This is a genomic window from Mesorhizobium sp. dw_380, from assembly GCF_018588885.1.
Lineage (GTDB): Bacteria > Pseudomonadota > Alphaproteobacteria > Rhizobiales > Rhizobiaceae > Mesorhizobium.
This window is the reverse complement of record NZ_JAFFIW010000035.1, coordinates 23,716-43,121: the sequence shown is the minus strand read 5'-3', so window position 1 is coordinate 43,121 and position 19,406 is coordinate 23,716. Positions and strand designations below refer to the sequence as shown.

16 protein-coding genes are annotated in these 19,406 nt (G+C 63.1%); 5 read left to right on the top strand and 11 right to left on the bottom strand.

What is annotated here, in order from left to right:
* The first annotated feature begins 95 nt into the window (after positions 1 to 95).
* Positions 96 to 1,031, top strand: coding sequence for an HNH endonuclease (locus JT360_RS34130; RefSeq protein WP_214475191.1), 936 nt, complete (start codon positions 96 to 98; stop codon positions 1,029 to 1,031).
* A 53-nt stretch (positions 1,032 to 1,084) separates the two neighbouring features.
* Here the strand turns inward: JT360_RS34130 and JT360_RS25805 are convergent, their stop codons facing one another.
* Complete coding sequence (locus tag JT360_RS25805) at positions 1,085 to 1,978, bottom strand: LysR family transcriptional regulator (RefSeq protein ID WP_214475189.1); 894 nt, start codon at positions 1,976 to 1,978, stop codon at positions 1,085 to 1,087.
* 130 nt (positions 1,979 to 2,108) lie between these two features.
* On the opposite strand from JT360_RS25805, the gene JT360_RS25800 reads away from it, so the two are divergent.
* Positions 2,109 to 2,858, top strand: a complete 750-nt coding sequence (locus tag JT360_RS25800) for an SDR family NAD(P)-dependent oxidoreductase (RefSeq protein ID WP_214475187.1) — start codon at positions 2,109 to 2,111, stop codon at positions 2,856 to 2,858.
* Between the two features lie 51 nt (positions 2,859 to 2,909).
* Here the strand turns inward: JT360_RS25800 and JT360_RS25795 are convergent, their stop codons facing one another.
* The 8 genes from JT360_RS25795 to JT360_RS25765 form a co-directional block, all read right to left on the bottom strand.
* Positions 2,910 to 4,880, bottom strand: coding sequence for an acyltransferase family protein (locus tag JT360_RS25795; RefSeq protein WP_214475185.1), 1,971 nt, complete (start codon positions 4,878 to 4,880; stop codon positions 2,910 to 2,912).
* Positions 4,881 to 5,630: 750 nt separating this feature from the next.
* On the bottom strand, positions 5,631 to 8,213 hold the full coding sequence (locus tag JT360_RS25790) for a hypothetical protein (RefSeq protein WP_214475183.1): 2,583 nt from the start codon (positions 8,211 to 8,213) through the stop codon (positions 5,631 to 5,633).
* The gene (locus JT360_RS25785) at positions 8,206 to 9,774 is read right to left on the bottom strand and encodes a patatin-like phospholipase family protein (protein WP_214475182.1); all 1,569 of its coding nucleotides are present in this window, start codon (positions 9,772 to 9,774) and stop codon (positions 8,206 to 8,208) included. The genes JT360_RS25790 and JT360_RS25785 overlap by 8 nt, the downstream gene beginning before the upstream one ends.
* 378 nt (positions 9,775 to 10,152) lie before the next feature.
* Positions 10,153 to 10,479, bottom strand: a complete 327-nt coding sequence (locus JT360_RS33705; RefSeq protein WP_250889080.1) for a DUF2306 domain-containing protein — start codon at positions 10,477 to 10,479, stop codon at positions 10,153 to 10,155.
* Positions 10,431 to 10,676 carry a DUF2306 domain-containing protein gene (locus JT360_RS33700; RefSeq protein ID WP_250889079.1) on the bottom strand — a complete coding sequence of 82 codons (246 nt, stop codon included), beginning with the start codon at positions 10,674 to 10,676 and terminating at the stop codon, positions 10,431 to 10,433. Before JT360_RS33700 ends, JT360_RS33705 begins: the two co-directional genes overlap by 49 nt.
* Positions 10,677 to 10,802: 126 nt before the next feature.
* Positions 10,803 to 11,108: a hypothetical protein gene (locus JT360_RS25775; RefSeq protein ID WP_214475180.1), complete on the bottom strand. Its 306-nt coding sequence runs from the start codon at positions 11,106 to 11,108 to the stop codon at positions 10,803 to 10,805.
* 254 nt (positions 11,109 to 11,362) lie between these two features.
* Entirely contained in the window at positions 11,363 to 12,034 is a 672-nt protein-coding gene (locus JT360_RS25770; RefSeq protein ID WP_214475178.1) for a GntR family transcriptional regulator, read from the bottom strand.
* A gap of 674 nt (positions 12,035 to 12,708) precedes the next feature.
* Positions 12,709 to 13,740, bottom strand: coding sequence for a hydroxyacid dehydrogenase (locus JT360_RS25765; protein ID WP_214475176.1), 1,032 nt, complete (start codon positions 13,738 to 13,740; stop codon positions 12,709 to 12,711).
* Here JT360_RS25765 and JT360_RS25760 point away from each other — a divergent pair.
* Positions 13,712 to 14,017, top strand: coding sequence for a hypothetical protein (locus JT360_RS25760; RefSeq protein WP_214475174.1), 306 nt, complete (start codon positions 13,712 to 13,714; stop codon positions 14,015 to 14,017). The genes JT360_RS25765 and JT360_RS25760 overlap by 29 nt on opposite strands.
* A gap of 145 nt (positions 14,018 to 14,162) precedes the next feature.
* On the opposite strand, the gene JT360_RS25755 is transcribed toward JT360_RS25760, so the two are convergent.
* Together JT360_RS25755 and JT360_RS25750 are read right to left on the bottom strand one after the other, a co-directional pair.
* Positions 14,163 to 15,377, bottom strand: a complete 1,215-nt coding sequence (locus JT360_RS25755; RefSeq protein ID WP_214475172.1) for an FAD-dependent oxidoreductase — start codon at positions 15,375 to 15,377, stop codon at positions 14,163 to 14,165.
* Between the two features lie 91 nt (positions 15,378 to 15,468).
* Positions 15,469 to 16,992 carry a glucosamine inositolphosphorylceramide transferase family protein gene (locus JT360_RS25750; RefSeq protein ID WP_214475170.1) on the bottom strand — a complete coding sequence of 508 codons (1,524 nt, stop codon included), beginning with the start codon at positions 16,990 to 16,992 and terminating at the stop codon, positions 15,469 to 15,471.
* Positions 16,993 to 17,012: 20 nt separating this feature from the next.
* On the opposite strand from JT360_RS25750, the gene JT360_RS25745 reads away from it, so the two are divergent.
* Both JT360_RS25745 and JT360_RS25740 read left to right on the top strand, forming a co-directional pair.
* Positions 17,013 to 17,195, top strand: coding sequence for a hypothetical protein (locus tag JT360_RS25745; protein WP_214475168.1), 183 nt, complete (start codon positions 17,013 to 17,015; stop codon positions 17,193 to 17,195).
* A 152-nt stretch (positions 17,196 to 17,347) separates the two neighbouring features.
* Complete coding sequence (locus JT360_RS25740) at positions 17,348 to 19,405, top strand: GumC family protein (RefSeq protein ID WP_352128393.1); 2,058 nt, start codon at positions 17,348 to 17,350, stop codon at positions 19,403 to 19,405.
* The last annotated feature ends 1 nt before the right edge of the window (position 19,406 follow it).

The window sequence follows — 19,406 nt, the reverse complement described above, 5'->3', positions numbered from 1 at the left end:
AGGTGCGGCGTAGCGTGCGGACATCGGGAGGCGACGGCTCGCGCGTCGTCCAAAGTATCGCTAAGCTGATCTCTTTGCATTTCCGGGATGGAATCGTGAAAGCCGTTTTCGATGTGAAGCCGGGCTCTGGCTATGACGATGACATCACTCGCCGCTATCATTTTCCCGCGCGCAGCAACTATCTGGAAGCGGCGCGGAATGCGGTTGGCGATTGGGTGCTGTTTCGCGAGCCCCAGCGCAATGGCGGCCGCCGCGCCTATATCGCGACTGCGCGTGTGACCGGTGTCGTGCCAGACCCTGAACGAGCAGACCACTACTATGCCAATGTCGCAGACTATCTCGAATTTCCGACGCCAGTGCCCTTCATCCGGGATGGCCGCTATGCGGAGGCATTGTTGCGCGAGGTTCTCGACCCCACCCGCGTAGGTCAGGCAGTGCAAGGCAAGTCGATGCGTCCGATCTTGAGCGAGGATTTCGACGACATCGTCTTAACCGGCCTTAGCGAACCGCTGGATCCTGCCAACGCCAGAAGAGTCAGTCCCGATATGTTGCCGTTCGATATTCCGTTGCTGATGCAGCCTGACTCTGCTGGACAGTCCGGTTTTGCCGAAAAGGTGGATCGTCAGGTCGAGCAGATCCTGCTGAACCGCAAAGTTCGTGACGCAACTTTCCGGCTGGAGGTTTGTCGTGCCTATGAAGACAAATGCGCCGTCACCGGCCTGCGCATGATCAATGGCGGCGGTCGAGCCGAGGTTCAGGCAGCCCATATCAAGCCAGTCGCGGTCGGCGGACCAGACATTGTCCAGAACGGCATCGCGCTGTCGGCGACCGTCCATTGGCTGTTCGACCGGCACCTGATTTCGATAGACGAGAACCATCGGCTGCTGGTCGCGCATAACCGGGTGCCTAGCGAATTGAGAAATCTGTTTCGACCGGAATCGCAAGGATTGCACCTTCCGTCGGATCGGAAACTGTGGCCACATCCGGCATTCTTGGCCCATCATCGAGAGCAATTCGCTGGCGTGCACTGATCCGCGAGCGCCGCTATCCGGACCACCTCTCCGTGAACGGAGAAGGGGGAGTTCTACCTCCCCAACCTCCCCATCTGCTTCGCCAGAAACTCCACGAACAGCCTTGCCCGCACCGGCAGCTGCCGGCCGAAGGCATGGACGATGTGGACCGGCATGGCCGGCATCGGCACTTCGGGCAAGACGAGAACCAGGCGTCCGGCGTCGAGGTCTTCCTGCACGGCGAAGCGCATGAGGTGGGCGATGCCGGTGCCGGCAAGGGCGGCATGGCGGATGGCGCCGCCGTCATCGGTGTCGAGGCGGCCGTCGGGTACGATTCCGCTGCCGTCGGCGAAGGTGACGGGCAGCGGGCGACCGGCGGAGACATAGCGGATGAAATCATGGGCGCGCAAATCCTCGATCGAGGCTGGAAAGCCTCGACGCTGGAGATAGGCAGGGGCGGCCACCAGCACGATCGGCAGGCTGGCGATGCGGCGCGCGGTCAGCCCGGTATCCGCCAGCACGCCCATGCGCACCGCCACATCGTAGTTCTCGCGGATGAGATCGGCGTGGCGGTCGGTGACGCTGAGCTCCAGCTTCACATCGGGCTGTTCGGCCAGGAAGCGCTCGGCCCATGACGCGATCAGGCTCCGGCCGAGTTCGACAGGGGCGGTGACGCGCAGCAGGCCGCGCGCCGTGCCGGTGCCCTGCACGATATCCTCGGCATCGTCGAGCGCCCGCAGCAGCGGCGCCACGCGCTCGTAGTAGGCAATGCCTTCGCTGGTCAGCCCCAGCCGGCGCGTCGAGCGCTGGATCAGTTTTGCGCCGAGCCGACGCTCCAGCTTGGCGACGCTCTTCGATACGGCCGATGGGCTGGAGCCGATCAGCCGGCTGGCGGCCTGGAAGGAGCCGGCATCCACCGTGCGCACGAAGGCGACGAGGCCGGAGGTCTTTTCAAGGATGGTGGTCATGACGTCGACATCGCATGTTGAGGCGGACCGATTACGGAATTCCAGGCAAAAAAGAACGGCCTGAAGTCAGGCTAACACGCTTTTTCGGCAAGCTTAAATACCGCTCATCATCATCACACGGAGAAAATGGATGAGCAGTTTGAACGGCAAGGTCGCTATCGTCACCGGCGCGTCGAAGGGCATCGGCGCGGCTATCGCCAAAGGGTTGGCGGTGGCGGGGGCAGCCGTGGTGGTCAATTACGTCTCGTCACGGGAGGGGGCCGAGCGCGTCGTCGCGGCCATCGAAGCAGCCGGCGGCCGGTCCGTCGCAGTGCAGGGCGATGTCGCACGGGCGGCCGATGTGCGCGGCCTGTTCGAAGCGGCGAAGGCCTCGTTCGGCGGCGTCGACATCCTGGTCAACAATGCCGGCGTGTTCCGCTTCGAGCCGCTGGAAGCGGTCAGCGAGGCCGAATTCCACCGGCAATTCGATACCAATGTGCTCGGCATTGTGCTGGCCACCCAGGCGGCGGCCAGGCATTTTGGGCCGGAAGGCGGCAGCATCGTCAACATCAGCTCGGTCGCCAGCTTCAATCCGCAGCCCAATTCGCTGGTCTATGCCGCCACCAAGGCGGCAGTGGATTCGATCACGCTGTCGATGGCGCGGGAACTCGGCCGCCGCAATATCCGCGTCAACTCAATCGCGCCGGGCGGTGTCGACACCGAAGGGCTGCAGCGCGTCGGCATCGTCGGCAGCGAGGCCGAAAAGGCATTGGTCGCGATCACTCCGCTCGGCCGCTTCGGCCAGCCGGAGGATGTCGCGAAGGTGGCGGTGTTTTTGGCGTCGGACGAGGCGGCGTGGGTGAGCGGAGAGCGGATCACGGCGTCTGGCGGGTGGCGATAGAGGCGTGGTTCTCCTTCTCTCCAACCGGGTAAGAAGGTAAGCTAAACCCTCCTAAAACAGCGCCTTCTCCAGCGGTTCTTCCAGCGTCTGCGCAAAGGATGTCGCCAGATGGTGGCGGTCGCGGAAGGCGAGTTTGCCTGAGATGAAGACGTGGCATTCTGTCGGGCCGCAGAAGCGGTCGGTGAGGTCGACATAGAGCGTGTCGGGCACGCTTTTCACCACGGCGCGTTCGGTGGCGGCGACATCGTCATTGGCGGCCTCGACCCTTGGCGTGTCGCAGCGCGAGGGCGCCTCGCGCCACCAGAGCGCGCGCGCCACGCAGGAATCGGCAAAACTGTCGCTGATCGGCGTGTCGCGGATGACGGCGGTCTCGACGCCGGCGTGGCTGAAGGCCTGCAAGGTGGAACGCAGGCCGGCCTGCCAGCGCGCGACCTCGGCCTTGCGGACGGCGGCGGGCATGTCGCGCGTCAGATTGCCGATCGAGAATTCCGAGATCACAACCAGGCGCGGCTTGCGGCGGATGATTTCCGCTATCGCCTGCTCGCGCCAGGCGTCGCATTCGGTGTAGTCGCGCTTCAGCACCGTGTTGAAGGTCGAGAGCCGCGAGGCGCGGCATGAGGATTTGAGATAGGTGACCACTTTGGTGTCGTTGCGCCTGGCCGCCTCGACCAGCGGCGTCGACCAGTGGTCGGCATGCGAATCGCCGAACAGAACGATGGTGCGGGCGGCCTCGGCCGGGCCGAACATGCAGGGTTTCGGCTTCACCGTATGGAAGTCGAGCAGGCAGTTCTTGTCGATGGCGCGCGCGGTGGAGGGCTGCTCGGCGGCCTCTTCGATGCCGCGCTGGGCAGGGTCGATGTTGCGCGTGGCCAGATGCGCGTTGGCATAGGCCGCCGCCACGCCCATACCCGTCAGCCCCAGCGCGGGGGCCAGCGCGCGGGCGCCCGCCGTCAGCCAGCCGAAACGCCGTCCAGGATTCTCGATCAGGTGATAGCTGAGCACCGACAGCGCCAGCGCCAGCGCGCCACAGCCGAAGCGCTGCGAGGCGCTGAGATCCGGCACCAGCATTTGCGCGTAGACGATCACCGGCCAGTGCCAGAGATAGAGCGAATAGGAGAGCGCGCCGATCCATTGCAGGGGCGGCAGCGAGAGCGCGGCGGCGGGCCTCAAGGTCTGCCAGCCGATCGGGCTGGCTTCGTCGTTGTGCTCGCCGGCGCCGCTCAGCAGCACCAGCACCGTGCCGGCAACCGGCAGAGCCGCATACCAGCCGGGAAAGGGCAGGTCTTCGCTGAGCCAGATGTAAGCAGCCGCGATCAGCGCCAGGCCGAGCCAGCCCTGAGCGGCACGCAGCCACGAACGCTGGTGCCGCCAGGCCACCGGCACCAGCGTCGCCAGGCCGCCGGCGGCGAACTCCCAAGCGCGCAGCGGCGAGAAGTAGAAGGCCCAGGCCGGCGACAGGCTGGTCAGCCACAGGCAAGCCGCGAAGGAGGCGAGGCCGGCCACGCCGATCACCGTCGCGGCCATGCGCCGGCCCGGCCGCAGCCAGGCGGCGAGCAGCAGCAGCGCCGGCCAGACGAGGTAGAATTGCTCCTCGACCGACAACGACCAGAAGTGGATGAAGGGATTGCTTAAGGCGTCGCTGGCGAAATAGTCGAACGACCAGCGCAGCAGCCACAGATTGATGGCGTAGGCCGAGGCATACATGGCGCCGCGCGAATAGAGCGCCTGTTCCTGCGGCGCCAGGATGAAATAGCCGGCGGCGAGCGTCGCCAGGATGACGAACAGGGCCGCCGGCAAAAGGCGCCGGGCGCGGCGGGCGTAGAAGCGCCAGAGGTCGAGCCGGCCGGTCTCGGCGATTTCGCGCATGAGGTGCGTCGAGATCAGCCAGCCGGAAATGACGAAGAAGATGTCGACGCCGGCAAAGCCGCCGGGGAGTGCTGCGAGGCCGAAATGGTAGGCAACGACGCCGCCGACTGCCAGCGCGCGCAACCCCTGTATGTCTGGCCGGAACGATGCCGCCACGAGGCCTCCTTCGTGCAAGCCCAGCCCGCCAGCCCAGCCCGATGCAGTGTCGGCCGGGTCGGTCGATATCGCAATGCAACAAAATTATCGCAATGCAACATGGCCAGAAAAAGGAAGCGGTCGGGAAGGCGGATGCGCTCGACGCGCTCGGTGGGACGGTGATGCCGGCGGGCGATCACGGAACCTTGTTCAGTCGTGGCTTGACACGCAAAGGCTTCCGTAGCGAGTTGCGCGCGGGGCAATCTTGGGCATTTGGGGGCATTCCATGAAGAAGATTTACGAAAAGCCGGTTCTGGTGAAGCGCGAGAGGCTGTCCAGCGTCGTCGCGATCGTGGCCTCCGGCCCGTTCTGAGCCGGCGCAACTCGGCACTTTCGCCGGTGCCTGTGCATCGGCGTGCGGTGACAATGCAACACGGCGACGTTTCCAGGCGCGGTCACCACATCGGGGTCGCGGCTTGACGCGATGCGGCCATGGTGCAATCTCGGCGCTGGGCAAGGGGATATCATGAAGAAGACCTACGAAAAGCCGACGCTCAGCAAGCGCGATCAGCTTTCCCGCGTCACCGCGGTCCCCGCTTTGTCGGGAACCTGAGCCGGCGGGAAGTGCCCTGATCGACGTCAAGTTGGCAAAACCGTCGCCTTTCGGCGTCGGGCTGGCCGATTCCATCGATTTTGATCGCCATAATCGGACTGAGCATTGCAGCGACCAGTCAGGGCAGCGAGGACCGCCAGTTTCCGCGGCGGCGGGCGCTAGCCGGCCTTGGGGCGACGGCATTGCTCTGGCAATTCGCCGTCAATGGTGACAGCGGCGGCACGCGCCAAAAAGTCTATTGGCACCGGTTTGCCAGCTTTCAAGAGCTGCGCATGCCTGTTCACAAGGCCTGCTGCCATCGCACCATAGGTTTTGAACAGGAAATTATCGCGCACCGTGTCGGCCTTCACCTGCGCCCAATTGCCGAGTGTCTTTGGCCCCGGCCTGTTCTCGATGTCAATCAACGCGGGATCGACATCGAGCGCATTGATGGCGGCGATACGCCGGCCTTCCGCCAGGAAGAGGTTCAAATTCTGCCTTTCCTCATTCGTGTGTGCCGCCAGCCAATCTTCGCTCGCATAGCCTTCGACGCTCAGCTTCAATCTGGGTGCGCCGGCGGCTATTGCGGGTTTCATGCAGCTTGCGAGGTAGGCGCCATAATTGTGCAGTGTGTCTCGCCACGTCCCAGTGCCGAGCGGGTCGTTCAGGCCGCTGGCGCCGAAGTAGAAAGCCTTCTCCACCGTATCGATGCCATTTTTGCCCCAAAACGCAGTGTCATTGCTGCCGGTAACCGGATGGAGGAACGGAACGTTTATCCCGCCATTGCTAATGTCGTAGAGCATCGTGACGATAGTGGGGCCGGCCTGCGTTTCGGGCGAAACGTAGACGGCAATGACAACGGGCGCCGCCGAGGCGCTAGGGCCTGGATTGGCCGGCAAGGCAGGAATGTGCTCAGCGACAGCTTGCAGCCCCAGCTTGAGGCTATCTGCTAGGTTGTTGGTGGCGGTAGCCAGACCGGCGAGGGATGCCGGATCAATCTGCCCGGCGCCAAGCTTGCCGGCGAAGGCGTCGAGCCCGGTCTTGATGTTTTCGGCCAGTGTGTTGGTGGCGTGTACCCATGCCGTCTGATCCTGCGGCTTCGGTTCCGGGCGCCGTTCGTCGCAGCGTGGAAGCTCCGGCTTCGCGGCTGCTTCCGACGGCTCGATGCGCAACACCAGAGACTTGGCGATCTCGGTCACCGGGTTGCCATCACGGGTCTCGACAAAGTAGCTGCCGCCGGTCGCCATAAGGACACGACCGTGTTCGAGCACGCAGGAGCCGAGTTCGTCGCTTCGCGAGATGAAGGCGAAGGACTGGTTTCTGCCAAAGTCCAGTGTGCGCGAACAATAGGATAAAAGCACCGGAATAGCGGCTATCGCCAAGAATACTATGGTATTGTTGAAGCGCATCCGGCTTATGTGTTTCGGCCATTTTTTCTCGCTGACGCTGGCAAGATCGTTGCCGAGCGAAGCCTGCCCACTGCCACCAGGTTTTGCGGAGTTCTTAGTGTCAAACCGGTCCCATGCAATCTTGCTGAACTTGAAATAGTCGTCGGACCCGCGACCTGTCGCCTTGGCAACCGGCTCGTCATACCGCCCTGATCCTGGCGGCACTTCGTCCGCCTTTTCCAGTACGCTGCTATAAAGCGTCGCCCGTAGATCGCTCATGATGGACGCGCGAGCGGTGTTTCCGAACCTGATCGAAAACAGATAGGCGACCACGGCGGCAACGGCGGCGGCGGGAATTACCCAGTTTTTGAGGGCCAGGTTGTTGTCGAACAGGATCAGGATGATGGCGACTGCTAGCGCCGCCACGACACCCATGAAAAGGATCTGAGGGCTGGCGAACAACCCTTGCTTCTCGATGCGCTGCGCATGGGGCCGGGTGGCATCCTTGTAAGCATCGACGGACGCCTCGGTGTAGAACTCGCGCCCTACTCGTCCAGCATATCGCTGGGCATAGTCAAGGAAATTCCAATAGCGGCGAAGGAACTTTTCGGCGTTATCGAGCAGGCTGATGTCTCCGAGCGGCGGCTGCAAATCCGAAGCGACTGGCTTGTCCCTGCCTTTTGTCGTGGACAGAGTTCCGCGCCACTCTCCCTGTGTCGATCTGAATTCCTTGATCGCCTCCAGCATCTCGTCGATTTCATTCTGGTCCTTATCGAACAGCCGGGAAGCCTCGTTGAATTCGGCCCTGACCCGATCGAAAAGGCGCGCGGCGTTGGAGTGATAGGTAACGATATCCATCTCCTCGGCGATGCGCTTGGCGCTAGTATGGTCGAGCAGGCGGTTAACCTCCTTAACGGTATCACCGCTGGAAATGCCGACCATCTTGATATTGGCCAGAGCTGTCCATTCGCTCTTCAGATCGTACTTGCCGGTGGCCTGCGGTGCCGCCAGCGAGTTCGCCTGTTCGTCGTAGAAGATGGCGGGATTTTCCTGTCGGCTGGCCAGTTTATACACGGTGTGGAAAAGCTTGCCGGCGGCCTCCTCGAATTCCATAATTTTTTTCGCAAGTTCTTCATCGGCCTTCTTCAAGTCGGCGTTCGCGTTCTTCAGCCGCTGCTCCATGGCATCGGATCCAAGATCGTCATTGGCCTGTTCGCCTTGGCCCTGTGGGTCCGGCGGCCGACGGAGAGACTGAACCGTGTTTGCCTCTTTTCTGTATTTGGCAAGCAACGGCTCCGCCGCGACAACAATCTGATGCAGCAGTTCCAAGGGGGTGGGGTCTTTCTTTGAATTGGTTTCTGTGGTGTCAGCCATTCTTGTTCTTCCCCTTCAGGTCTTTCTCCAGGAAATCCCGGGCTCGTTCCAGGCCCATCACGAACAGGTCCATCATGTCCTTCTCGTCCATGACGAAGTTGAGCCAGTTGCTGTCCTTGACGTTGATGGCCGCGAGGCGGAACGGGAATGACGGCGGCATCGAGTAGCGCTCGCTGCCTGGGCTCGTCTGGCGCTTCTCGAACAGTTCCTTGCGGCGTTCGAGCGTCTCGATGGCGTCGCGATCGCGCTGGTTGCGGACCATGAATGCCACCACGCTGATATCGTCGGCCAGGCTGCTCAGCCGGGCACGGCGGCGATAGGGTTTTGCCGGGGCGGTGTTCATCAGCGGTACTGCAATGGTCGGCACGTTGAGAAGGATGGTGCTGAAGGCATCGACGGGCAGGTTGGAAAAGATGCCGCCGTCAAGAAATGCGACCTCGTCGATATGGGACAATTCTCGCTGTTTGCTCGCGTCGGCAAGGTTGTCGAACTTCTCCTCGATGAATTTCTCCCATTTCTCACCCTTATTGACAGTAAAGACAGCTGGCTCGAAGAAGAACGGGATCGACATCGACGCACGCACCAAGGCTGCCGGCGAATTGGCGCCGGTCTGGGCCGACAGATATTTGATGTCGTCAGGAAACTGGAACTTGACGCCGATCGGCGTGCAGGCTGCCATAATCTGCAGCAGATCTCGTCCTCCCAGAGTAACTTCTTCTAGCGACGACAGTGGCGTTTTTTCTCCTTGGGTCTTTTGCTTGGCGTTCTTTATCGCTTTGTTCAGCTGCTCGGCAATATTTCTCAGCCGGTCGAAGAGATCGTTGACCGTCCGCAATCCACGTTCGGCCAGTACGCTCCGCAACCAGTCCTCAAAGGCGTTGCCGGAGTTGAGGCCGCGTGTATGCAGGATCTGCCGAAATGCGCCGAGCCAGCCCGACCAGGACGAGGGCAAATAGGAATACCGTTTGAGCAATATCTGCTTGATCAGCCGGCGGGTCCGATAAGGCCCGTCGATGAAGGTGGCCATCGGCATGGCGCCGACGATCTCCACCACCTTCTTGTGGGTCGGGCTGAGCAGGTCATCGCCGCGCACGGCGGCCATGCCCATGGCCATGATGGCGCCGGCCGAAGCACCGGCGATGCCGACGAAGCGGACACCAGCTTGTTCCAAACCGGTGACGAAGCCGGCATGGGCAAGCCCCAGGACACCGCCACCCTGCAGGACGATGTTGGCGATTCTGAAGACCTTCCCGGCATTGGATTGGCCGGCGGGCATTTCACCAACGGCAAGGTCCCCGACGCCATCAGGCGCCTTGGCGGCCTCAAAGAGGTTCAACCCATCGGCATCACTGGGCGCCTTGTTTTCGGTGGCGGCCGCTCTTAGCCAGAAAAAGTCGTCCACTTCCGGTTGCCGAGCGAGATTTTCTATCTCACCCAACAATCGCATGACGTCCGGATGATGCCAGACATCCAAGGTCATTGGTTTCGCCCCCGCGAACCCCGCGACTGTCGCGCTGCGTTGCCGAAGACCCCAACCTTCGGAACTCACGCCGGGGCGCACCATCATGGTGCCGTCATCCCCTGCTGGTTCAGCCTTCCAATTCAGTATTTTGTTTAGGCTGAGCTTTATTAGGGCGCCATATTGTTTTCGCCGTCAAGTTGTTTCTGACGTCGACTTGGACATTGCATGAAAAGCATCGCGCGCGCGTGCATTCATTCCACGCGCTGGAGATGTCCCGGTGGCTATTAGCCGGTAATTGTAGCGCGCAGGCAGATATGGTCGCCATCACATGGTCAGCTTCCGTCTGGCGTAGCCGATACTGCAAGCAAAGCCTGAATTGAACAGTATTGATCCGATACAAAGGGTCCGCCCCGGTCGCCGGTTCGCGAGCCGATCAGGGCTGCAAAATTACATTGCGGCGCAACGAGTTTCGCGGGGTCAGGCGCTACGGAATGCTTTCGAGCGCGCGATCGCGGTCCTTGCGCTGCGCGCGGCGTAGAGGCCTGCGCCTGCCGCCACGACGACCAGGGCGGCGAAGATCGCGAGTTTCCATGGCGTCGCGCCCTGCGGGCCGAAGGCGACAAAATACATGGTGCGACCGGGAATGAAGGTCAAAAGCCCGGTGATGACGAGACCGAACATGTAGGTGCCCTGCATGATGCGGCGGTGTGCGGCAATGTTGCCGCCGCGCGCGGTCCGCACGCCGCGCCACAGCATCACCAGCACCAACAGCGACAGAAGGTGGATCGGGCTGAACGGCCCCACAGCCGGATCGTCCAGATGAACAGGCCGGAGACCGCGACCGTCGCCATCAGCGCCACCCAGGCGCGGCCGAGCGCCCGGTGCAGCCGGTCGCCCTTGCTGCGCCAAAGCTGCGCGGCGCCGAGTAGCAGCGCGGCGACGGCGATCACCGCATGGAGCTGGATGACGGGCGAGGCGTGGAGCAAAGGGCTGAGCGACATCGGTGTTCTCCGCGAAGTCGCGGATTATGGCCGACGGGGCGCTGGAGCGGCAAGAAGGGCCGGCCGCACCAGCCGCAAAAAACAGCCCCGAATAGGGCTGTTTTCATGGACGTGGCGATGACGCGTTTACTTGCTGCCGCCATTCGCCTTCACGCTGCTGCAGAATTCCGGATGGCTGTTGGCGGCATTGGCGTTCTTGGCCTCGTCGGCACAAGCTGTCATCATCATCTTCTGGTCTTCGGGCGTCAGCGCCTTCCAGGCTCTGATGAACTCGTCATTGCCGCGCATCTTCTTCATGGTGGAGTCCGTGTAGAAGGGTTGCATCTTGGCCGGGTCGTCGAGAGCGGATGTGCCAGTGCTGCCGGCGGCGAGAGCCGAGCCGGCGGCTATCGAAAGCGCAATTGCGCCCAAGCAGATCATCTTGGTTTTCATGATAGGATCCTTCCCTGTTTTTTTGACCGCCGAAGCAAACGATCAGCTTTTGAACGGCCCAGAGTCGGGGAAGTTCCAGTTTATCATCCCAAGAAAGGTGGGACCGGCAGAAATATATTCTCGTGAAACCTTGAAACTTTCCACGAAGCTCTTCGTTGCCTTGATGGTGCCCTCGCGAGTCGCGCGAGGGGAGCCTTTTGTTGGCAATCGTTGCAGAGGACAGCGCGGTGGCGTTGTCCGCGCGGCATCCGGGTTTAGCCGCCCGCGCCAGCCGCCGTTCCTATCTCCTGGAGATAGAAATCCTTGCTCGGCTGCAGATGGTCGACGCAGAGTTGCGCCAGCACCCAATTGTCCCTGCGCTTCAGCGCCTCGATCATCATCCAATGGTGTTGCCGCGAGACGTCGAGCTTATCCCTGTCGGCCAGCGAATTGGCCCGCACCGGCAGGCTGAGGCGCATGTAGTGTTCGATCGAGGAGACGAGATAGGCGTTGCCGCAGGCCGAGAACATTGTGAGGTGGAAACGGTCGTTGGCCTCGTGGATGCCCCTGAGATAGCCGCGGTCGACATGACCGCTGTAGACGCGGTGAATGTCAGTCAGTTCGGCGATCAGCGCGTCGCTGACCGGCAGGGGGATCATCAGCGCCGCCTGGCGTTGCAGCATTTCGCGCACTTCGTAGATCTGCCGCACCTCCTCTGGGGAGAGCCGGCGCACCATGGCGCCCTTGTTGCGTTCGCGCGTGACGATGCCGAGTTTTTCCAACTGGTAGAGCGCCTGGCGGATGGTGTGGCGCGAAACCGGAAAGCGGGCGAGCAGCACGTCCTCGACCAGGCGCGTGCCGGGCGCCAGCCGGCCGAAGATGATGTCCTCCTCCAGCGCATGCACAGTGTCGGCTTCCTTGCCGCCATAGTCGAAGGTGTTGAGCATCGCGAACCCTTGTTGCTCTCAGTCCAATTTCATGTCGGCAGGCCGATCTTTATTGCGAGGAATGCCACTCTAGCGCTCGCACAAGGCTGGCCACAAGCTGGTCGAGGCGCGGGTCGTCGAGGCTGACGACACCGGACATCTGCAGGCCGCATGGCCGCTGACCGGCCGTCTGAGATTCGCGCCGCGCGCAGGCCGACACGGAAAGGCCCGCCACCGACGCGACTCGTGACGGGCCTTCTGGAGTACGCCGGGCTTAAGACCGTCCGGCCATTTTCAAAACTTTTCAGAGGGATGGTTGTTCCATCACACCACCTCAGAAAAGCGGGCTGGTCAGGCTATCACCATGCGGTTCAGTCCGCGCACTGCGAGATCGGACACGCAATTGCGGTAATCGACGACAGTTTCTGGCGCTTCAGAAGCGACGGCTTCACATAGCTTTTCTTCATTTTATTCCCCTTGCCCCATACATTGGCCAGTGCACGTGACGCCAGGGAATGCCTGTTGTCAAAGCGTTTCGGTCCCTGAAATCCCCAGCTATTCGCTGTTTTAGGACAAGCTGATGCCTAAATCCCACAAGATGGGGTCCAGAGCCGGATTGCACGACGCAAGGGGCGGATCAACGGTTGCGCCCTATCGTTGTGCCGCAGCCAAAACGCCGCCAAGGTTCCGTGGCCTCAATTCCTGTCGGCCGGCTTCGAGCGCATGCGCGAGACCGTCTCGCGCTCTGCCCGCTTGGAGCGCAGCGGCGGCAGGCCGCGGTCGATCAGGTCCATGTCCTCCAGCACCATGTCGCCCATGCGCTTGAAGGCGATGTCGAGCGCGCCGGCGCGGTGGGCCGAGCGCAGGAAGCCGGGCAGGGTGCGCACGGGATGGTCCAGCGCCAGCGGCTCCTCGGGGAAAACGTCGCTGGCGGCGACGACGTGGCCGCTTTTCACCGCCGCCATCAAAGCGGGGAAGTCGACCACGCCGGCGCGGCTGAGCAGGATGAAGGCGGCGCCCTTGCGCATCTTCGCGAACGCGTCCGCGCCGAGAAAGCCCTGGTTCTCAGAGGTCACCGAGGCGACGACGAAGACGAAATCACTTGAGGTCAGCACCTCGTCGAGCGAAGCCGGCTCGACGCCATTGTCGATCAGGATCGACGGCGGCAGCCAGGGATCGAAGACTTTCGTGCGGGTGCGAAAACCGGTCAGCAGCCGGTTCAGCGCGCGGCCGAGATCGCCGAAGCCGATGATGCCGACATCGGCGCCCGACAAGAGCCGCGCCGTCTGGTTGCCGTCGCCGCCCCACAACTCCTTGCCCTGGCGGAAGGCGAGGTCGGCATCGACGATGTCGCGGGCAAGGTTGAGCGCCATGGCAAGGCCAAGCTCTGCCACCGGCTCGGCGAACACGAGGCCGGTGGTGACGACATGGATGCCCCGCGCAAACAGCGTCTCATAGGGCATGTTGTTGACGAGGTTGGTCTCGACATTGAAGACACAGCGCAGCGCCTTCATCTTGTCCAGCGTTTCCGGCGAGATCGGCGGCTGGCCGATGATATAGCGGGCTTCAGTCAACACATCTTCCGGCAGTTCCGCGACGCCGTCAGCCGTCGTCTCGACGATGCGGTAGTGGGCCTTGAGGCGCGCCAGTTGCGGTGGGGTGAAGATCAGCTCGAGCGTGCGTGGTTCCGGCGCGCTGATGACCAGCGGCAAGGCATTGTTCGACATGATGCTTCCTCCCGGCGCGATCTTCATCGCGTTTCTCGGCAACGATTTATTACTGAAGGGGCCCGGCATTGGCCAGTTCGAAATTCCGGCCGCATCCTGCGCGAGGAGGCGAGGAAGGCGGGACTGCAGCTGGGGTCATGGGCTTTTAAGCTGCGCAGCCGGACGTTGCACACTTTTAAGCTGTGCAGCCGGACGTCGCACAATTGACATATGGCAGCAAATTGGCTCTTTTAGCCCGGTATTCAACGAGGAGGGCATGTACATTGAAGAAATATGAGAAGCCAACATTGCAGAAGCGGGACAAGCTTTCGTCCGTCGTGGCGGCTCCGTCGTCATTCCAGACGCCAAGTTGAGCGGTTGAACGTCTGACGGGTTCGCCCGGTGAGGCAAAAGCAATAAGGCGCGGTCGGTTGATCGCGCCTTTATTGCATCTCGGCCACTGTCGCTGGCCGTTGTCCGAAATTGCGCATCTTGCGGCCGATGATCATCAGCTGGCGCGCCGTGTTGTTGCGCAGGCGGCGCACGCGCCATTCCAGTCCGGTGCCGATGGTGATCGCCCTGGCATACTGGCTCGCTCGCATGCCGTCCTCGTCCGTGGCCGCCTTGACCGGGTCGTCATAGAAGGCGCTGATCTTGTCGGCCGCCATGCCTGGTGTTTCGAACCAGCGCGGGATGTGAACCGAGTGGAGCTGATCGACATCGGTCATCACCCGCGCGATGCCGACGCCCGGCGTCGGGCACGTCGTGCAGAAGGCGTCGCCGATGAAGACGACGCCGTCACGGCGATGCCCTTCCGTCCTCGTCAGGTCGATCGGCCTGATCTCGACAGGTCCGCTGATCTTGAAGTTTCCGCACTGCGCCGCGATCTCGGGCATCATTTCGCAAAGCATTTTCTGTGGATCCTGACGGAACGCCTTGGTCCATGCCTCGCCAGCCTGCCGGTATCCGAACATGTTCGCACGCATGGTGCCTTTGATTGGAAATACGCTGATGTAGGCGATGCGGTCTTCGGGGCGCCTGGCGAAACAGGTCACGGTCTGGTAGGTGCATTCGCTTGGCGAGACGGCAAGATCGAAGCCGATCGAAAGTGAGTGGGCCTTGGAAATCTCGACGCGGCGGACGCCGATGGCGCGACGCACCGCCTCGCTATGGCCGGTGGCCACCACAAGCAGCCGCGCTTCGATGATGGCGCCGGTGTTGAGGACAAGCCGCTGCTTGTCCGGCCCGGTCGTGATCTCTGCGACCTTGCCCACGGTGACCGGTACCTGGGGCGGCAGGGCCGCGCGCAGACCGTTGATCAGGGCGCCATAGGAGAATCCATATTCGACGCGCCGATCGCGTGAGAACAACTGGCCAAGGCGAAAGACATGGATGTCGTCCATCGGCGTCAGGAGAGGCAGGACGATCGAGTTCAGGCCCAGTTTCTCGAACAGGCGGCCCTGGCCCGTGCCAATCTTCTCGGCCCTGAACTCGTCGGGATGGGTCTGGTGCGGATCGATCAGCGCGACCTTGCGGCCCGCCCTGGCCAGCAGGGTGGCCAATGTCGTGCCGGCCAGTCCCGCACCAACAATCGCCACGTCGACTTCGGCCTGCCCGGCCTCGGCGCCGGTCATCTCGCTATCCTTTATGCTGGTCATCTTTCTTCTCACGATCCGTTGTTGAAATATCTTCCTCCCAATCCTTATCAACCTGAAGCAACCAGTGCGGGTGGCTGATGGTAAGCGTTGTTTAGGTTAATGACGGCCGCCTCTTCTTCCAGCGCGGCGCGATGCCCGAGCCATCGATGAATTCCAGGCCACCCGCCTCGTTGAGCGTGTGCAGCTTGCGCCCACTCCATAGCGCACCAGGGGTTAAGATCGTCTCGACGACCTGCTCCATGCCGTTCAAATCAAGGTGAACAACGCGTGCGATGCCAAGGGCCGCGCCATAACTCCTGCGGCAATCCTGCACCGGACGTAGCAGCTGGCCGTCGTGCTCGACCATGCGGCCGGCCGGTCGCGCCGAGGCGATGTCGATCAATACGGGATTTCTGGGGTGCGGCGTCCATGGCCCGCGAAAGTCCGGCGCCGACCACAGATGCAGCGCGTCGGAGAACGCGCCGCCACCGTCCCTGACCGTGGCGAACAGCCACCAGCGACCGCCATGCTCGACCAGGGTGGCGTCGCTGGCGACAACACCGGACAGCAGCGTCGCTTCCTTGACCCATCCGCCGGGGAAGGCGGTGGCGCGGTAGAGGTCGACCGTACCGTTGGCGCAGCTTTCCGGCACCATCCACACCTCGCCGTCGCGCTCGAAGACGAAGGGATAGGAGAGATGATAGGGCAGGTCGAGCACCGGCTCCGGGCGGCCAATCGGTCCCGACGGGCCGAAAGGTACGGCCGATATGATGGCCCGGCCCAGCCGGTGGATATAGTCCTCCACGAACAGCGTTACCTTCCCTTGATAAAGGATTGGAAACGGATCGGCATAGAAGCGGCTGCCGTCGTCGCGCAGTTCCTGCCAGCCCGATGCCGGATGCGCGCGCAGGTCGTAAAGGTCGCGGCCATCGGTTCGGCGCCAGCCGACTTTCCAGTGCGGGGCGTTGTAGCAGAGATGGTAGATTTTCTGGACGATCCGCCGCGCCAGCGCCTTGCCGGCCCTGACGCCAAGCTTGGTTGTGGAGGGCATTGCCGGCGGGGCGACGGCTTGCGCCGGCTCTGGCAGGACGGGCAAGGCGGCGCGCGCCGCGCGTGTCATTGCCGGGAGGATCGGGGCCGCCAGGATCAGGCTTGCCGTGCGCGCCAGCATGTCCTGGAAGGAGGCAAGCGCGATGCCGCCATATTCGGTGCCCAGGCGTCCTTCGGCAATGGCGGCGCCGTTCTCCTCGATGCGGGCAATCGGCGTGCGGCCGTCGAGGATCAGTGCCAGCAAGACAGCTTCGCCAGCGGCGCCGTCATAGGTCACGCGCCAGACGCGCGTTCCGTCCAGGCTCACGTCGCCGCAGAGGTCGATCACCAGATCCGGTGAGGCGGCCGGCCGCGTTGGGTAGGGCGCCAGCGCCGAAAGCGGCAGGCGCTTGGCCACCCCGTTTGCGGGCAGGCCATGGATGGCCGTTTCAAGTTGGAACAGGGCCACGGCGCTGCCTGGAATGCCGCCATCAGCCGGCCTGGCGTCGACGCTGAGCTCGACATGCGGCAGTGCTGCCAGGCGCTGCAGCAGCATCAGGTGAAAAGCACGGAGGCATTCGCTGTCCAGGCGTAGGCTCACTTGCATGTCGCATCCCTTGCGTTCTGATGTTCGGCATCCTGCCGGTGTTCGAATTCTGGACACGGCTGAAGCGCGGACGGATGGGCCGGCGTGAAGTGCTGCCTCATTTCGGTCCGTCTCCTGCCCGCCCGCGCCGCGCCGACACCCCTCATGCGTTTTTACTACGCAAAGTCCGTGCCAAAAATCAGAAGAGCTCCGAACATAATTAACAGTGTTTTAACAGTTGGAGGAATAGCTAGGATGAAGCCGCGATTTAGACTTGCGGACAGATGGAGTGTTGTCGGAGCGACCTTTGCAATCATCCCTGCTCTCGTTGCCGCAACAACATGCTCCGGAGGTGGTCCAATATGCCCCGGAGCCAGTGCCGACGGCGTCCTATGCATCCTCGACCGTCGAGCTGGGTGACCTGAAGCGCATATTGGTGCGCCGCCGTTTCCTGATCTTCGCCACCGCCGCGCTGCTGACGCTTGTGACGCTGCTCTATGGGCTGTTCACCCCGGCGCTCTACAGCTCGGTGGCGGAAATCATCATCGACCCGCAGGACCTGCAGGTGGTCAACAACGACGTCAATCCGAGCCGGGTGCCACCCGATGGCGGCATCACCATGGTGGAAAGCCAGGTCAGCGTCGTCCAGTCGAGCGGCGTGCTGCTCAGGGCTATCAAGGCGACGAACCTGACCGAGGATCCGGAATTCAACGGGCAGGGCCTGGTTGGCCGCCTGCTCGGCGGACTGCTGGGCCCGCGATCGGACGAGAGCGACAAGACGGTGAAGACGCTCGACGCGCTGCGCAGGCAGCTGGCGGTGAAGCGGGCCGACAAGGTGCTGGTGATCGACGTCATCATCACGGCCAAGAGCGCCGACAAGGCCGCACTTCTGGCCAATGCGATCGCGCAGGCCTATCTGGCCGACCAGGCGGACGCGCGCGCCAGGATGGCCAGGGACGCCTCCGATTCCATCACCGCGCGGCTCGATGAGCAGCGCAAGCGCGTCCAGCAGGCCGAAAATGCCGTTGAGGCCTACAAGTCCGCCAACAACATGGTGATGGCGGCGGGCAATCTGGTCAGCGACCAGGAACTGACCGAGATCAACACGCAGCTCTCGGCCGCGCAGAGCCGCACCGCCGCGCTGAAGGCGCAGGTCGACCAACTGCGCCGGTCGGGCGGCGCGCCGGACGCGACCTCGGAAGCGATGCGCTCGTCGGTGATATCGAGCCTGCGGGCGCAGGAGGCGACGCTTGTCGACCAGGTCTCGCAGCTCGGCACCGAACTCGGGCCGCGCCATCCCTCGATGATCGCGGCCCAGCAGCAGCTGCGCGACACGCGCGCGCTCATCGCGCGCGAACTCGGCCGCATCGGCGCCGCCGCCGAGACCGACTACGAGCGGGCGCTGGCCAACCAGCAGGCGCTGGAGGCCAAGGTCGCCGGCATGAAGAGTAAGTCGCTCGACACCGACCAGGCGTCGGTCAGGCTGCGCGAATTGCAGCGCGATCTCGAGGCGGTGCGCTCCGTCTACGCCACCTATCTGCAGCGGGCGCAGGAGACGCGCGAGCAGATCACCGTCAACAGCACCAATGCGCGTGTCATCTCGGATGCCATGCCGGCCCTGAAGAAGAGCTGGCCGCCTCTGCCGCTGCTGTTGTTCGGCGCGATATTCGGCGGCCTGGGGCTTGGCACCGGCCTGGCGCTGATCACCGAATATGTCTCGCCGACGGTGCTTTCGAGCGCCCAGATGCAATCGGCCATCGATGCGCCTGTGGTGGGCGTGCTGCCGGCGAAATCGGCGCGCCGCCGCTGGTGGCCTTTTGGCGGCGCGGCTGCCCCGGCCGGACAGAAGACGGATGCGGTCGCGGGCCTGGCGCTGAGGCGCCTTTTCTCGTCCAGCCGGCGTCCGCCGGACTGGCCGCTGGTGCCGTCCATCCTGGTCACGTCGCCACCGCAGGACGCCGCGCAGCGGAGCAGGGTGGCGCGCCTGCTCGCCAATGCCGCGGCCGCCAGGGGCAGCCGTGTCCTGTTCATCGACACCAATGCCGGTAGCGGCAGCAGGGAGCCGCAGCCTGGTCTCCTCGACGTGCTGCGCGGTGAATATGCCTTCGAGGCGCTGAGCCAATACACGGCCGGCAGCAATGTCGCTGTTTTGGGCAGTGGCCGGCCAAAGGCCGTCTTCTCGGAAGCGCAGGGCGTCTATTTCACCCAGCATATGCTGGCCCAAGCGGGCCGCAGCTTCGAACTCGTCGTCGTCGACGGCGGCGCGCTGGCCGATAATCTCAACGCTTCTCCGCTGGTCGCCATGGTCGACGAGATCGTGCTCGTCGCCACGCTGAACGTGACGCCGATGCGCGATGTCACGGCGGCCTCGCAGGCCATTTCCGTCATGGGGCGCCTGCCGACCGCCGCCTTGCTGGTCGACGAGGCGGCCTGAA

Bases quoted from the DNA above. Each gene is read 5' to 3' on its own strand.
- JT360_RS25790 (WP_214475183.1), bottom strand. From the start codon at position 8,213: ATGGCTGACACCACAGAAACCAATTCAAAGAAAGACCCCACCCCCTTG.
- JT360_RS25800 (WP_214475187.1), top strand. From the start codon at position 2,109: ATGAGCAGTTTGAACGGCAAGGTCGCTATCGTCACCGGCGCGTCGAAG.
- JT360_RS25765 (WP_214475176.1), bottom strand. From the start codon at position 13,740: ATGTCGAACAATGCCTTGCCGCTGGTCATCAGCGCGCCGGAACCACGC.
- JT360_RS25760 (WP_214475174.1), top strand. From the start codon at position 13,712: ATGACCAGCGGCAAGGCATTGTTCGACATGATGCTTCCTCCCGGCGCG.
- JT360_RS25805 (WP_214475189.1), bottom strand. From the start codon at position 1,978: ATGACCACCATCCTTGAAAAGACCTCCGGCCTCGTCGCCTTCGTGCGC.
- JT360_RS25755 (WP_214475172.1), bottom strand. From the start codon at position 15,377: ATGACCAGCATAAAGGATAGCGAGATGACCGGCGCCGAGGCCGGGCAG.
- JT360_RS33700 (WP_250889079.1), bottom strand. From the start codon at position 10,676: ATGTCGCTCAGCCCTTTGCTCCACGCCTCGCCCGTCATCCAGCTCCAT.
- JT360_RS25770 (WP_214475178.1), bottom strand. From the start codon at position 12,034: ATGCTCAACACCTTCGACTATGGCGGCAAGGAAGCCGACACTGTGCAT.
- JT360_RS25775 (WP_214475180.1), bottom strand. From the start codon at position 11,108: ATGAAAACCAAGATGATCTGCTTGGGCGCAATTGCGCTTTCGATAGCC.
- JT360_RS25745 (WP_214475168.1), top strand. From the start codon at position 17,013: ATGTTCGGCATCCTGCCGGTGTTCGAATTCTGGACACGGCTGAAGCGC.
- JT360_RS25750 (WP_214475170.1), bottom strand. From the start codon at position 16,992: ATGCAAGTGAGCCTACGCCTGGACAGCGAATGCCTCCGTGCTTTTCAC.